Consider the following 14,576-nt stretch of genomic DNA (forward strand, 5'->3'; position numbering starts at 1 on the left):
CGGTGACAAACGCAGTGCGTCGCCGTTAACTGCACCCTTCCCGCTCCTCTCCCCAGGACAGCCCGTGACCGACAGCCGAGCCCCCGCCCAGACCAACGCGCTTGCCGCCGCCATCGTCGACACCTTGGTCCATCGCATCGGCAAGGATGCGCAGGCGGCCCGTCCGCACGACTGGCTGGCGGCGACGATCTTCACGCTGCGCAACGAGATCATCGAACGCTGGATGCAATCGACCAAGGCGGCGCATGCGGCCGGCGCCAAGCGCGTCTATTACCTCAGCCTCGAATTCCTCATCGGCCGGCTGCTCCGCGACGCGCTATCCAACCTGCGCCACAACGACGAGGTGGCCGAGGCGCTGGCATCGCTCGGCGTCGACCTCGCCGTCATCGAAGAGATCGAGCCCGACGCGGCGCTCGGCAACGGCGGCCTCGGCCGGCTCGCGGCCTGTTTCATGGAAAGCCTCGCCAGCCTCGACCTGCCCGCCTACGGCTATGGCATCCGCTACGTGAACGGCATGTTCCGCCAGCGCCTGGACGATGGCTGGCAGGTGGAGCTGCCGGAGAACTGGCTGGCGCACGGCAATCCTTGGGAATTCGAGCGGCGGGAGAGCGCCTATTTCGTCGGCTTCGGCGGCGAGGTGACGGCGCTAGCCGATGGCCGCAGCCACTGGTCGCCGGCGGAAGCGGTGGAGGCGGTCGCCTTCGACACGCCGATGGTCGGCTGGCGCGGCAAACGGGTCAACACGCTGCGGCTGTGGAATGCACGCGCCTTCGATCCGATCAAGCTCGATCAGTTCAACGCGGGCGACTTCCAGGGCGCGCTCGCCGGGCAGCTCCGCGCCGAGACGCTGACCCGCGTCCTCTACCCCAACGACAGCACGCCCGCCGGGCAGGAACTGCGCCTGCGGCAGGAGTATTTCTTCTCGTCGGCCTCGATCCAGGACATCGTCCGCCGCCACATCCAGTATTTCGGCGACATCGCGACGCTGGCCGACAAGGCGGCGATCCAGCTCAACGACACCCACCCGGCGGTCGCCGTCGCCGAGCTGATGCGATTGCTCACCGACTTCCACGAACTGCCCTTCGACCAGGCGTGGGACATCACCCGCGCGACCTTCGGCTACACCAACCACACGTTGCTGCCAGAGGCGCTGGAAAGCTGGCCGCTGCCCCTGTTCGAGCGGCTGCTGCCGCGGCACATGCAGATCGTCTATGCGATCAACGCCAAGCTGCTGCGCGAGGCGGCAAAGGTGGAGGGGATCGACGAGCGCGCGATCGCCGCGATCAGCCTGATCGACGAAGGCGGCGAACGGCGCGTGCGCATGGCCAACCTCGCCTTCGCCGGCAGCCACAGCGTCAACGGCGTCGCGGCGTTGCACACCGACCTGATGAAAAAGACGGTCTTCGCCGACCTCCACCGCCTCTATCCCGACCGGATCAACAACAAGACCAACGGCATCACGCCCCGCCGCTGGCTGCAGCAATGCAATCCCGGCCTCACCGCTTTGCTGGCCGAGACGATCGGCGATGGCTTCCGCGACGATGCCGCCGCGCTGACCGCGCTGGTGCCTTTTGCGGATGATGCCGCATTCCGGGAGCGTTTCGCCGCCGTTAAGCGTTCCAACAAGGTGGCGCTTTCTTCGTTCATCAAGGACAGCATGGGTCTGCGGTTCGATCCCGACGCGATCTTCGACGTCCAGATCAAGCGCATCCACGAATACAAGCGCCAGCTGCTCGGCCTGATCGAGACGGTGGCGCTCTACGACCAGATCCGCAGCCATCCCGAACGGAACTGGACGCCGCGGGTCAAGCTGTTCGCGGGCAAAGCGGCGTCGAGCTATCACAACGCCAAGCTCATCATCAAACTGGCCAATGACATCGCCAGGCGGATCAACGCCGATCCCGCGGTCGGCGACCTGCTGAAGGTCGCCTTCGTCCCCAATTACAACGTCAGCCTCGCCGAACGCATCATCCCCGCCGCCGATTTGTCGGAACAGATCTCGACCGCCGGCATGGAGGCGTCGGGCACCGGCAACATGAAGTTCGCGCTGAACGGCGCGCTGACCATCGGGACGCTCGATGGCGCCAATATCGAGATCAAGGATCACGTCGGCGACGACAACATCTTCATCTTCGGCCTGACCGCGGACGAAGTCGCCGAAAAGCGCGCCACCGGCTATCGCGGACGCGAGGTGATCGAAGGGTCGCACGAACTGGCGCAGGCGGTGAACGCGATCCGTTCGGGCGTGTTCTCGCCCGACGATCCCGGCCGCTACGCCGGGCTGATGGACGGCCTCTACGACCATGACTGGTTCATGGTGGCTGCCGACTTCGATGCCTATGCCGCCGCCCAGCGCGACGTCGATGCGCGCTTTGGCGACCCCGCCGCCTGGGGCCGGTCGGCCATCCTCAACGTCGCCAATATGGGCTGGTTCTCGTCCGACCGGACGATCGGCGAATATGCGCGGCAGATCTGGAGTGTGATGTGAAACCACCGCGTGGCGCCCTCGCCGCCCTCGTCGAGGGGCGCCACGACGACCCGTTCTCGCTGCTCGGCGTGTTCGCCGGGCCGGGCGCCACGTTCGCGCGGACCTGGATTCCCGGTGCGGAAAGTGCGGAGGCGCACGACCTGGCGGGCGCATCGCTCGGCCTGTTGAAGCGCGTCGACGACGCCGGCCTGTTCGAAGGGATCGTCACCGGCGATCCACAGCCGGTGAAATACAAGGCGCAAGGCTTCGGCGCCGAATGGTGGGTCACCGACCCCTACAGCTTCGGTCCCGTGCTGGGGCCGACCGACGATTACCTGATCGCCGAAGGATCGCACTTCCGCCTCTACGACAAGATGGGCGCGCATCTGATCGAGCATCAGGGCGCCTCGGGCGTGCATTTCGCCGTCTGGGCGCCGAATGCGCGCCGGGTGTCGGTGGTCGGCGACTTCAACGACTGGAACGAGGCGCGCCACGTCATGCGCCGCCGCAGCGATGTCGGCGTGTGGGAGATCTTCGTTCCCGATATCGGCGCCGGCCGCAGCTACAAATATGCGATCCTCGGCCCCGATGGCACGCCGCAGCCGCTGAAGGCCGACCCTTTCGCCTTCCAGGCCGAATTGCGCCCCGCCACCGCCTCGCTCACCACCGCGCCGCCCGCGCACGTCTGGGGCGACGATGCGCATCGCGAGACCTGGGCGAAGGTCGATCCGCGCCGCGTGCCGATGAGCATCTACGAGGTGCATGCCGGCAGCTGGGATCGCGACGAAAACGGCTGGTACCTGTCCTGGGACGCGCTGGCCGACCGGCTGATCCCCTATGTCGTCGACATGGGCTTCACCCACATCGAGTTCATGCCGATCAGCGAACACCCCTATGATCCGTCATGGGGGTATCAGACGACCGGACTCTATGCGCCGTCCGCCCGGTTCGGCGATCCCGACGGCTTCGCCCGCTTCGTCGATGGCGCGCACCGCGCCGGCGTGGGCGTGCTGCTCGACTGGGTGCCCGCGCACTTCCCGGTGGACCCGCACGGCCTCACCCGCTTCGACGGCACGGCCTTGTACGAGCATGAAGACCCGCGGCTCGGCTTCCATCCCGACTGGAACACCGCGATCTACAATTTCGGCCGGCGCGAAGTGCGCTCGTTCCTCGTCAACAACGCTTTGTTCTGGCCGGAGCGCTATCATGTCGACGGCCTGCGCGTCGATGCCGTCGCCTCGATGCTCTACCGCGACTACAGCCGCGAGGCGGGCGAGTGGATCCCCAACGACGAGGGCGGGCGCGAGAATTGGGAAGCGGTCGACTTCCTGCGCGACATGAACCGCGCCGTCTACGGCAAACGCGACGGCGTGTTCACCGTCGCCGAGGAATCGACCAGCTGGCCCGGCGTTTCCACCCCCGCCTTCGACGACGGACCGCGGCAGAGCCTGGGCTTCGGCTTCAAGTGGAACATGGGCTGGATGCACGACACGCTCCAGTATTTCGCGCGCGAACCCGTCCACCGCCGCCATCATCATGGCGAGATCACCTTCGGCTTCGTCTACGCCTTCGACGAGAATTTCGTCCTGCCGCTCAGCCATGACGAGGTGGTGCACGGCAAGGGTTCGCTGCTCACCAAGATGTCGGGCGACGACTGGCAGCAATTCGCCAACCTGCGTGCCTATTATGCCTTCATGTGGGGCTATCCCGGCAAGAAGCTGCTGTTCATGGGGCAGGAGTTCGCGCAGCGGCAGGAATGGAGCGAGGATCGCGCGCTCGACTGGCACTTGCGCTGTTCGGCGGCGCATGAGGGCGTGCGCAAGCTGGTGCGCGATCTCAACCGCCTCTACCGCGACACGCCCGCGCTGCATGCCCGCGACTGCGAGGGCGAAGGCTTCGAATGGCTGGTCGCGACCGATGCCGCCAATTCGGTCTTCGCCTGGCTGCGCAAGGCACCCGGCGCGCCGCCCGTGGCGGTGATCGCCAATCTGACGCCGGTGGCGCGCGCACCCTATCGCATACCGCTGCCGTGCGATGGCCGCTGGCGCGAGGTGATGAATTCCGACGCGCACGATTACTGGGGCTCCGGCCTCGGCAACCTGGGCGGCGTCGAGGCGAAGGACGGCGCGGCCTGGGTGACGCTGCCGCCGCTCGCCACGATCATGCTGGAATATGAAGGCTGATCCCCCAAGGATCAGCATCGAGAGGATAACAGGAGGGAGCCGATGGTAGACAGACGAGGACAGCCGCTTTCGCGCGATGCGATGGCCTATGTGCTGGCGGGCGGCCGCGGCAGCCGGTTGATGGAACTGACCGACACCCGGGCCAAGCCGGCGGTATATTTCGGCGGCAAGAGCCGGATCATCGATTTCGCGCTGTCGAACGCGATCAATTCCGGCATCCGCCGCATCGGCGTGGCGACGCAATACAAGGCGCATTCGCTGATCCGCCACCTGCAGCGCGGCTGGAACTTCCTGCGCCCGGAACGCAATGAAAGCTTCGACATCCTGCCCGCCTCGCAACGGGTCAGCGAGTTCCAATGGTATGAAGGCACCGCCGACGCGGTCTACCAGAACATCGACATCATCGAATCCTACAATGTCGAATATATGGTCATCCTGGCGGGCGACCATATTTACAAGATGGATTACGAGGTGATGCTCCAGCAGCATTGCAACAGCGGCGCCGACGTGACGGTCGCCTGCATGGAAGTGCCGCGGATGGAGGCGGTCGCGTTCGGCGTGATGCACGTCGACGAGACCGACCGGATCATCGACTTCGTCGAAAAGCCCGCCGATCCGCCCTCGATCCCCGGCCAGCCCGATATCGCGCTCGCCAGCCTCGGCATCTACGTCTTCCGCACCGCGTTCCTGATCGACCAGCTGCGCCGCGATGCCGACACTGAAGGGTCGGCGCGCGATTTCGGCAAGGACATCATCCCCTACCTCGTGCAGCACGGCAAGGCGCAGGCGCACCGCTTCTCGGCAAGCTGCGTACGCACCAGCGAAGAGCCTGCCGCCTATTGGCGCGACGTCGGCACCGTGGATGCCTATTGGGAGGCAAACATCGACCTCACCGACGTCATTCCCGAACTCGACGTCTACGATCACGAATGGCCCATCTGGACCTATTCGGAGATTACGCCGCCCGCCAAGTTCGTCCATGACGAAGAGGGGCGCCGCGGCTGCGCCGTCTCCAGCCTCGTGTCGGGCAATTGCATCGTGTCGGGATCCTCGATCCACCGCAGCCTGCTGTCCACCGGCGTCCGCGCGCACAGCTTCTCCTCGCTCGATGAAGCGGTGGTGCTGCCCTATTGCCATATCGGCCGCGGCGCCCGGCTCAGCCGCGTCGTGCTCGATCGGGGCGTCATCATCCCCGACGGGCTGGTGGTGGGCGAGGACCCGGAGCTCGACACCCGCCGCTTCCGCCGCACGGACAAGGGCATCTGCCTCATCACCCAGTCGATGATCGACCGCCTGGACCTGTGACGATTCCCGTGACGCTCAACGTCCTGTCCGTCGCTTCGGAGGCGTTTCCGCTGGTCAAGACCGGCGGGCTCGCCGACGTGGTCGGCGCGCTGCCGGATGCGCTCGCGCCCCACGGCGTCGCGACGACGACGCTGATTCCCGGCTATCCGGTGGTCGGCAAGGCGGTGAAGGGCGCGCGCGTCGTCCATCGCTGGCCCAAGCTGATGGATGCGGAGGCGCGGCTGCTCGCGACGCGGATCGGCGAGCATCCGTTGCTGGTGCTCGACGCGCCCGCGCTCTTCGCGCGCAGCGGCGGGCTCTACGGCCATGCCGACGATTGGCGCCGCTTCGCCGCACTGGCACAGGCCGCCGCCGAGATCGCGGCGGGCGCGGTGCCGAAGCTGCGCTTCGACCTCCTCCACGCGCATGACTGGCAGGCGGCGATGGCGCCCGCCTATCTCCGCTTCGCCGCCATGCCGTCCCCGGTGGCGAGCGTGATGACCGTCCACAACATCGCCTTCCAGGGCCAGTTCGGCGCGGAGGTCTTTCCGGCGCTCGGCCTGCCCGATGCGGCGTACGGCATCGACGGCGTCGAATATTACGGCGGCGTCGGCTTCCTCAAGGCGGGGCTGGAGGCGGCGGATGCGATCACCACCGTCAGCCCGACCTATGCCGCCGAAATCCGCGAGGGCCGCTTCGGCATGGGCCTCGAAGGGCTGATCGAGAACCGGCGTGGCCGGGTGCACGGCATCGTCAACGGCATCGACCCCGCGGTATGGAACCCGGAAACCGACGCCGCCTTGCCCAGCCGCTACACCGCACGCGCGCTCGGCCGCCGCAAGGCGAACAAGCGCGCCGTCGAGGCGATGTTCGGACTCGACGCCGGCGACGGCCCGATCTTCACCGTCATCAGCCGCCTGACCTGGCAGAAGGGCATGGACGTGCTCGCCCAATGCCTCGACGAGCTGGTCGCCCTAGGCGGCCGGCTGGCCCTGCTCGGCTCGGGCGACGCCCATCTCGAAGCCGCCTTCCTCGCCGCCGCCGGGCGGCATCCGGGGCGGATCGGCGTCAAGATCGGCTATGACGAACCGCTCTCGCACCTGTTGCAGGGCGGCGCCGACGCGATCCTCATCCCCTCGCGGTTCGAACCGTGCGGCCTTACCCAGCTCTACGGCCTCGCCTATGGCTGCGTGCCGGTCGTCGCGCGCACCGGCGGCCTTGCCGATACGGTGATCGACGCCAACGAGGCGGCGCTCGCCGCCGGCGTCGCCACCGGCTTCCAGCATGGCGAGGCCGGCTACCACACCCTCGCCCACGCCATCCGCCGCGCCGTCGCCGCCTATGCGCGGCCCGACCTGTGGTGCACCCTCCAGCGCAACGGCATGCGCGCCGATTTTTCATGGGGCACGAGCGGCCGCCGCTACGCCGACCTCTACAAGAGCCTGACAGGAGCAGCATGACCCGCACCGTCGCCACCACGCCCTACCCGGACCAGAAGCCCGGCACCTCCGGCCTGCGCAAGAAGGTAACCGTCTTCCAGCAGCCGAACTATGCCGAGAATTTCATCCAATCGGTGTTCGACGTCATCGACGGCAAGCAAGGCGCGACGCTGGTGGTCGGCGGCGACGGCCGCTTCCTCAACCGCGAGGTGATCCAGAAGGCGATCCGCATCGCCGCCGCCAACGGCTTCGGCCGTGTCGTCGTCGGGCGTGGCGGCCTGTTGTCGACGCCCGCGGCCAGCAACATGATCCGCATCCGCCAGGCGCTGGGCGGGCTGGTGCTGTCGGCGAGCCACAATCCCGGCGGCCCGACCGAGGATTTCGGCATCAAATATAATATCGCCAACGGCGGCCCCGCACCCGAACACGTGACGGAGGCGCTGTACGCGCGCACGAAGACGATCGACCGCTGGCTGACGGTCGATGCCGAGGACGTGGACCTCGATACGTTGGGCGAGGTGAGCGTCGGCGACATGATCGTCGAGGTGGTCGATCCGGTCGCGGATTATGCGGCGCTGATGGAGCGCCTGTTCGATTTCGCCGCGATCCGCGCCGCGGGACTGACCATGGCCTTCGACGCGATGAGCGCGGTCACCGGCCCCTATGCGATCGAAATTCTCGAACGCCGGCTGGGCTTCGCCGAGGGCACGGTGCGCAACGGCACACCGCTGGAGGATTTCGGCGGCCATCATCCCGATCCCAACCTCGTCCATGCGCACGCCTTGTACGAGACGATGATGGCCCCGGACGCGCCCGATTTCGGCGCGGCGTCGGACGGCGACGGCGACCGCAACCTCATCATCGGCCGCAACCGCTTCGTCACGCCGTCGGACAGCCTCGCCATGCTCGCGGCCAACGCGCATCTCGCCCCCGGCTATGCGCAGGGGCTGAAGGGCATCGCCCGCTCGATGCCGACCAGCGCCGCCGCCGATCGCGTCGCCGCGGCGAAGGGCTTGGCCGTCTTCGAAACGCCGACTGGTTGGAAGTTCTTCGGCAACCTGCTCGACGCCGGCATGGCGACGATCTGCGGCGAGGAGAGCGCCGGCACCGGCTCCGATCACGTCCGTGAAAAGGACGGGCTGTGGGCGGTGCTGCTGTGGCTCAACATCCTCGCCGCGCGCGGCCAATCGGTCGACGCAATCGCCCGCGACCATTGGGCGACCTATGGCCGCAACTATTACGCCCGCCACGATTACGAGGGCGTCGAGAGCGAACGCGCCGATGCGCTGATGGCGGAATTGCGCGGCAAGCTTGATACGCTCGCCGGGACCGAGGTCGCCGGCCTGCGCGTCGCGAGCGCGGACGATTTCGCCTATACCGATCCGACCGACGGTTCGGTCAGCCGCAACCAGGGCGTCCGCATCCTGTTCGAAGGCGGCAGCCGCGTCGTCTTCCGCCTGTCCGGCACCGGCACCAGCGGCGCGACGCTGCGCGTCTACCTCGAACGCTACGAGCCGGCGGGCGGCGACCTCGAACGCGACACGGGAGCGATGCTGGCCGATATCGTCGCCGCCGCGGATCAGATCGCCGGCATCGTGCGGCACACCGGGCGACGCGAGCCGGACGTCATCACATGATCGACGCGCCCCGGCCGGGCGCGCAGGTCGGGACCGGCGCGACGCGGTTCGCGGTGCACGCCGCCACCCCCGCGACGCTCTGCCTGTTCGACGCCGCCGGCACGGAGCGGCAGGTTGCGATGGCGGACCGGGGCGGCCTCTGGACCGCAGAGGTCGCCGGCGTCGGTATCGGCCAGCTTTACGGCTACCGCACCGCTGCCGATCCTGCGAAGCTGCTGGTCGATCCTTACGCCACCGCGCTCGATCGACCGTTCCGCTACGATTCCCGCCTCGGCCGGCCCGGTGTCGAAACCGGCGACCTCGTGCCGCGCGCCATCGTCGAACCGGACGCCGGCACCATGCCCCCGCCGCCGCCGCCGTTGTTCCAGCCGGGCGGGCTCATCTACGAAGTCAACGTCCGCGGCTTCACCATGCTGCATCCCGACGTGCCGGAGGCGCAGCGCGGGACGATCGCCGCCCTCGCCCATCCCGCCATCGTCGTGCACCTCCAGGCGCTGCGGGTCGGCGCGATCGAGCTGATGCCGATCGTCGCCTGGATCGACGAGCGCCACCTGCCGCCGCTCGGATTGACCAACGCCTGGGGCTACAATCCCGTCGTGCCCATGGCCCTCGACCCGCGCCTCGCCCCCGGCGGCATCGCCGAACTGCGCGAGACGGTCGCGACGCTGCGCGCCGCCGGCATCGGCGTCATTCTCGATCTCGTCTTCAATCACACGGGCGAAAGCGACGCGGCCGGCCCCACCCTCTCGCTGCGCGGCCTCGACGAACGCCTGTATTACACCCACACCCCCGATGGTGCCCTCGTCAACGACACCGGCACCGGCAACACGCTCGATTGCAGCCGGCCCCAGGTCCGCGCCCTCATCCTCGCCAGCCTTCGCCACTTCGTCCGCGCCGGTGTTGACGGCTTTCGCTTCGATCTCGCCACGATCCTCGCCCGCGGTCCCGGCTTCGATCCGCACGCGCCGATCTTCGCGGAAATCGCCGCCGACCCGCTGCTGCGGACCCGCGTCATGATCGCCGAGCCATGGGATATCGGCCCCGGCGGTTATCAGCTCGGCGCCTTCCCGGCGCATTGGCTCGAATGGAACGACCGCTACCGCGACGATGTCCGCCGCTTCTGGCGCGGTGACGCCGGTGCGGGAACGCTGGCGACGCGCATCGCCGGCTCCGACGACCTGTTCGGGCCTGCTGACACACGCACCGTCAACTTCATCGCCGCCCACGACGGCTTTACCCTCGCCGACACGGTCGCTTACGCAGAGCGCCACAACCGGGCGAACGGCGAGGACAATCGCGACGGCCACGGCGACAACCACAGCTGGAACAACGGCGTCGAAGGGCCGAGCGACGACCCCGCCGTCCTCGCCCGCCGTCATGCCGACCTGCGCGCGCTGCTCGCCACGCTGTTCGCCAGCCGCGGCACGATCATGCTCACCGCCGGCGACGAATTCGGCCGCAGCCAGCACGGCAACAATAATGCCTATGCGCAGGACAATGCGACCGGCTGGGTCGACTGGCAGGGCCGGGACCGCGATCTCGAAGCCTTCGCCGTCGCCCTTGCCGCCTTCCGCGCCGCCCATGAACTCGGCCGCGTCGCACCCTATACCGCGGCGGACTGGCGCCGCCTCGACGGCGAACCGATGCGGCCGCAGGATTGGGCCGGCGCTGAAGGGTTCGAACTGCGCCTGCCACGCGGCGATGCCCGCATCGCGCTCCGCTTCGATCGTCGCGCGCGCCGCGTCGCGCTGATACATGGCACCTGTCTGGAGAGCCGATCATGATCCGTCCGCTGCTGCTCGCGTTCGCCGGCCTGCTTGTCGCCGCCGGCCCGCTCTCACCCGCCCAACGGTTCGGCGCGCTCTATCGCGACGTGGAGATGCGGCAGGTCTTCCCCGATTCGAAGACCTTCGCGGACGCCCAGCCGCGCCGCAGCGACGCCGCCATCCTCACCGCCTACAAACGGTGCGACTGCCGCGGCGACGCCGCGCTGAAGGCGTTCGTCCTCGCCAATTTCACCCTCCCCGTGACGCCCGCGGCGCCGCCGCCGTCACGCAAGCTCGGCCTCACCGCGCATATCGACGCGCTCTGGCCGCAGCTGACCCGCACGCTGCCGACCGTCCCCGCCGGCTCCTCCGCGCTGCCGCTACCGCGCCGCTTCGTCGTGCCGGGCGGCCGCTTCCGCGAGATGTATTATTGGGACAGCTGGTTCACGATGCTCGGCCTGCAAGCCTCCGGGCGGCAGGATCTGGTCGAGGACATGATCGCCGATTTCGGCAGCCTGCTCGATCGCTACGGCCGCATCCCCAACGGCACGCGCACCTATTATCTCAGCCGCTCCCAGCCGCCCGTCTTCTACCTCATCACCAAATTGTCGCGCGATCCCAAGACGCTGGCGCAGCGCACCCGCTGGCTGCGCGCCGAACATGCCTTCTGGATGACCGGCGCCGCCGGCTTGCAGCCCGGCGAACAGCGCGCCCGCGTCGTCCGCCTCGCCGATGGCTCCCTGCTCAACCGCTATTGGGACGATCGCGCCGATCCGCGCGACGAAAGCTATCGCGAGGATGCCGAACTCGCCGCCGGGCTGCCCGCCGCCGAGCGGCCGCGCCTGTGGCGGGATCTGCGCGCCGGCGCGGAAAGCGGCTGGGACTTCAGCTCGCGCTGGCTCGCCGACGGCCGCACGCTGGCGACGATCCGCACCACCCGACTGGTGCCGATCGACCTCAACAGCCTGCTGTCCGGCCTCGAATCGACGATCGCCGACAATTGCCGCACTCTACGCGATGCAGCCTGCGCCCGCGACTATGCCGCCGCGGCACAGGCGCGGGTCGCCGCGATCCAGCGGCATCTGTGGAACCCGGCCGGCTTCTATGCCGATTACGACCTCGACGCACGGCGGCCCTCCGACGCCCGCACCGCCGCCATGGCCTTTCCGCTGCTGGTGCGCATCGCCACGCCCGACCGCGCCCGCGCCACCGCCCGCGCGCTCGAACCCCTGATCGGAGAGGGCGGCCTGCGCACCACCGCCAACCGTACCGGCCAGCAATGGGACGATCCCAACGGCTGGGCGCCGCTGCAATGGGCGGCGATCGACGGCCTGCGCAGCTACGGCGAACGCGCGCTCGCGGATCGCATCGCCACCCGCTGGCTGGCGACGGTGTCGCGCGAATATGACGCCAGCGGCAAGCTGCTCGAGAAATACGACGTGGTCGAGCGGCTCCCCGGCGGCGGCGGCGAATATCCCAACCAGGACGGCTTCGGCTGGACCAACGGCGTCACACGGGCCTTGATCGCCGAGGGGTTCGCACAGCATAACCTTCGTCATGGAGACGCCGGCCGCCAGTGAGTCATCGACAGCGCGGCCGGCGGACCGAACGCCGCGCGACTGGCTGGAGGCCGGCCAGTCGCTGCTCCGCCGTGGTGGCCTGCGCGCGCTGAAGCTGCGGCCGCTCGCGGCGGAGCTCGGCGTCTCGACCGGCAGCTTCTACCACCATTTCACCGACTTTCCCGATTACCAGCGCCGCCTGTCCGACTATTTCGCCGGGCCGCAGATCACCGAACTGGTCGACGCGATCGGCCGTGCCGAGGCCGATCCGATCGGGCGTATCCGCCTGCTCGCCGAGATCGTCCGCCGCCGCGGCATGTCGCGCCTGTCGATCGCGATGCGCGCCTGGGCGGAGGGCGATCCCCACACCCGCGCCGCCGTCGAGCGGCATGACGAACAGGTGCTCGGCTTCATCGCCGCCTGCCTGCAATCATCCGGCTTCGACCGGCACGATGCGATGGTGCGCGGCTATGCGCTGATGACGCTGGGCTTGAGCAAGGTGCACGCACCCGAACTGGATCGCGCCACGCTGATGGAGGAGATGATCGCGCTCCTCTGCCACAGCGATGCGCAACGGGCGGCCGATAGAGCCGCGGAGGAGAGGCCATGCGGAGACAGAGCTACGACTATATCGTCATAGGCGGCGGGTCGGCGGGATGCGTGCTCGCGGCCCGCCTGTCCGAAGACCCCGCCGCCAGCGTGCTGCTGGTCGAGGCGGGCGGGCGCAATCGCGAACTGCTGGTGCGGATGCCGGCCGGCGTCGGCGAGCTCATCAAGGCGAAGAGCCGGCATAATTGGGGGTTCTGGACCGAACCCGAACCGCATCTCGACAACCGGCGGCTGTGGTGGCCGCGTGGCCGCGGCCTCGGCGGCAGTTCGGCGATCAACGGCATGATCTATTCGCGCGGCCACCCGCGCGATTACGATCGCTGGCGCCAGTCGGGTCTTGCCGGCTGGGGCTGGGACGATGTGCTCCCCTATTTCCGCCGGCTGGAGGGGCATCACCGCGGCGGCGCGCTGCACGGGCAGGACGGGCCGCTGCGCGTATCGGCCGGGGAAAGCAGCAGCCCGTTCAACGCCGCCTTCATCGCCGCCGGACGGCAGGCGGGCTATCCCGTCACCGACGATTTCAACGGCGCCGCGCCCGAGGGGTTCGGCCCCTACGACCTGACGATCGCCGACGGCCGCCGCTGGACCGCGGCGCAGGCCTATCTGGTGCCGGCGCTCGCCCGCCCCAACCTCACCGTCGTCACCGATGCGCGCACCACGCGCATCCGCCTCGCCCAGGGGCGCGCCGTGGGCATCGACTATGTGGTCGGGCGCGATCTGCGCCAGGCCGAGGCGCAGCGCGAGGTGCTGCTCGCCACCGGCGCGGTCCAGTCGCCGCAACTGCTCCAGCTCTCCGGCATCGGCGATCCGGCACGACTGGCCGAGGCGGGGGTTGCGCCGCTGCACGACCTGCCCGGCGTCGGCGAGAACCTGCAGGATCACCTCGACGTCATCATGAACTGGCGCAGCCGCGGCCTGCGCAGCGTGTTCAGCGAGGTGAAGGGCCTGCGCCAGCTCGGCGTCGGCCTGCGCTATGCGCTGACCGGCAAGGGCGTCGGCCGGCAGAACTTCCTGGAAGCGGGCGCCTTCATCCCCTCGCGCGCAGGGCTCGACCATCCCGATATCCAGATCCACGCCGTGCTCGCGATCATGCGCGACCATGGCAAGGTCAAGGCGGTCGAGGACGGCTTCTCGCTCCATCTCTGCCAGCTCCGCCCGGAAAGCCGCGGGCGGATCGGTCTCCATTCCGCCGACCCGCTCGCCGATCCGCGGATCGAGGCCGGCTATCTCGCCACCGCCGAGGATCGCCGCGTCCTGCGCGAGGCGGTGACGATCGGCCGCGACGTCGCCGCACAGGCTGCGCTCGATCCCTATCGCGACGCCGAACTCGCCCCCGGTGCCGAGGTCCGCACTGATGCGCAGATTGACGCCTGGGTCCGCGCGACTGCGGAGACGATCTACCACCCGGTCGGCACCTGCCGCATGGGCGCCGCGGACGATCCCCACGCCGTTGTCGACGCGACTCTGCGCGTCCGCGGCTTGGAGGGTTTGTGCGTGATAGACGCCTCGGTGATGCCGACGCTCGTCAGCGGCAACACCAACGCGCCGACGATCATGATCGCGGAAAAGGCCGCGGACCTGATCCGGGGCAAGGCCCTGCGCGCCGCGGCATGAGGACGGCGGCTGCCTGGG

The 14,576-nt window shown here is 68.7% G+C and carries 9 protein-coding genes; all 9 read left to right on the plus strand.

Annotated features, from left to right (window positions below):
• The first annotated feature begins 64 nt into the window (after nt 1–64).
• Genes AC4GY7_RS02790 through AC4GY7_RS02830 form a run of 9 tightly spaced genes read left to right on the plus strand, consistent with a single transcriptional unit; the run spans nt 65 to nt 14,558 of the window.
• Nucleotides 65–2,488 (plus strand): glycogen/starch/alpha-glucan phosphorylase, encoded by a 2,424-nt coding sequence (locus AC4GY7_RS02790; RefSeq protein ID WP_491111877.1) that lies wholly within the window; start codon nt 65–67, stop codon nt 2,486–2,488.
• On the plus strand, nt 2,485–4,650 hold the full coding sequence (gene glgB / locus AC4GY7_RS02795) for a 1,4-alpha-glucan branching protein GlgB (protein ID WP_491111878.1): 2,166 nt from the start codon (nt 2,485–2,487) through the stop codon (nt 4,648–4,650). Before AC4GY7_RS02790 ends, glgB begins: the two co-directional genes overlap by 4 nt.
• A 42-nt stretch (nt 4,651–4,692) precedes the next feature.
• The gene (gene glgC, locus AC4GY7_RS02800; RefSeq protein WP_491111879.1) at nt 4,693–5,955 is read left to right on the plus strand and encodes a glucose-1-phosphate adenylyltransferase; all 1,263 of its coding nucleotides are present in this window, start codon (nt 4,693–4,695) and stop codon (nt 5,953–5,955) included.
• Nucleotides 5,956–5,963: 8 nt separating this feature from the next.
• The gene (gene glgA / locus AC4GY7_RS02805; RefSeq protein WP_491112081.1) at nt 5,964–7,394 is read left to right on the plus strand and encodes a glycogen synthase GlgA; all 1,431 of its coding nucleotides are present in this window, start codon (nt 5,964–5,966) and stop codon (nt 7,392–7,394) included.
• Complete coding sequence (locus tag AC4GY7_RS02810; RefSeq protein ID WP_491111880.1) at nt 7,391–9,010, plus strand: alpha-D-glucose phosphate-specific phosphoglucomutase; 1,620 nt, start codon at nt 7,391–7,393, stop codon at nt 9,008–9,010. The genes glgA and AC4GY7_RS02810 overlap by 4 nt, the downstream gene beginning before the upstream one ends.
• Nucleotides 9,007–10,794, plus strand: coding sequence for a glycogen debranching protein (locus AC4GY7_RS02815; RefSeq protein WP_491111881.1), 1,788 nt, complete (start codon nt 9,007–9,009; stop codon nt 10,792–10,794). Before AC4GY7_RS02810 ends, AC4GY7_RS02815 begins: the two co-directional genes overlap by 4 nt.
• Nucleotides 10,791–12,356, plus strand: a complete 1,566-nt coding sequence (gene treF / locus AC4GY7_RS02820; protein ID WP_491111882.1) for an alpha,alpha-trehalase TreF — start codon at nt 10,791–10,793, stop codon at nt 12,354–12,356. The genes AC4GY7_RS02815 and treF overlap by 4 nt, the downstream gene beginning before the upstream one ends.
• Nucleotides 12,334–12,975, plus strand: a complete 642-nt coding sequence (locus AC4GY7_RS02825; RefSeq protein WP_491111883.1) for a TetR/AcrR family transcriptional regulator — start codon at nt 12,334–12,336, stop codon at nt 12,973–12,975. The genes treF and AC4GY7_RS02825 overlap by 23 nt, the downstream gene beginning before the upstream one ends.
• A complete protein-coding gene (locus AC4GY7_RS02830; RefSeq protein ID WP_491111884.1) occupies nt 12,942–14,558 on the plus strand; it encodes a choline dehydrogenase in 1,617 nt (538 codons plus the stop codon). The genes AC4GY7_RS02825 and AC4GY7_RS02830 overlap by 34 nt, the downstream gene beginning before the upstream one ends.
• Nucleotides 14,559–14,576 lie beyond the last annotated feature (18 nt).

Source organism: Sphingomonas sp. SP5, from assembly GCF_058313455.1.

Bases quoted from the DNA above. Each gene is read 5' to 3' on its own strand.
- glgC (WP_491111879.1), top strand. From the start codon at position 4,693: ATGGTAGACAGACGAGGACAGCCGCTTTCGCGCGATGCGATGGCCTAT.
- AC4GY7_RS02810 (WP_491111880.1), top strand. From the start codon at position 7,391: ATGACCCGCACCGTCGCCACCACGCCCTACCCGGACCAGAAGCCCGGC.
- AC4GY7_RS02815 (WP_491111881.1), top strand. From the start codon at position 9,007: ATGATCGACGCGCCCCGGCCGGGCGCGCAGGTCGGGACCGGCGCGACG.
- treF (WP_491111882.1), top strand. From the start codon at position 10,791: ATGATCCGTCCGCTGCTGCTCGCGTTCGCCGGCCTGCTTGTCGCCGCC.
- AC4GY7_RS02825 (WP_491111883.1), top strand. From the start codon at position 12,334: ATGGAGACGCCGGCCGCCAGTGAGTCATCGACAGCGCGGCCGGCGGAC.
- AC4GY7_RS02830 (WP_491111884.1), top strand. From the start codon at position 12,942: ATGCGGAGACAGAGCTACGACTATATCGTCATAGGCGGCGGGTCGGCG.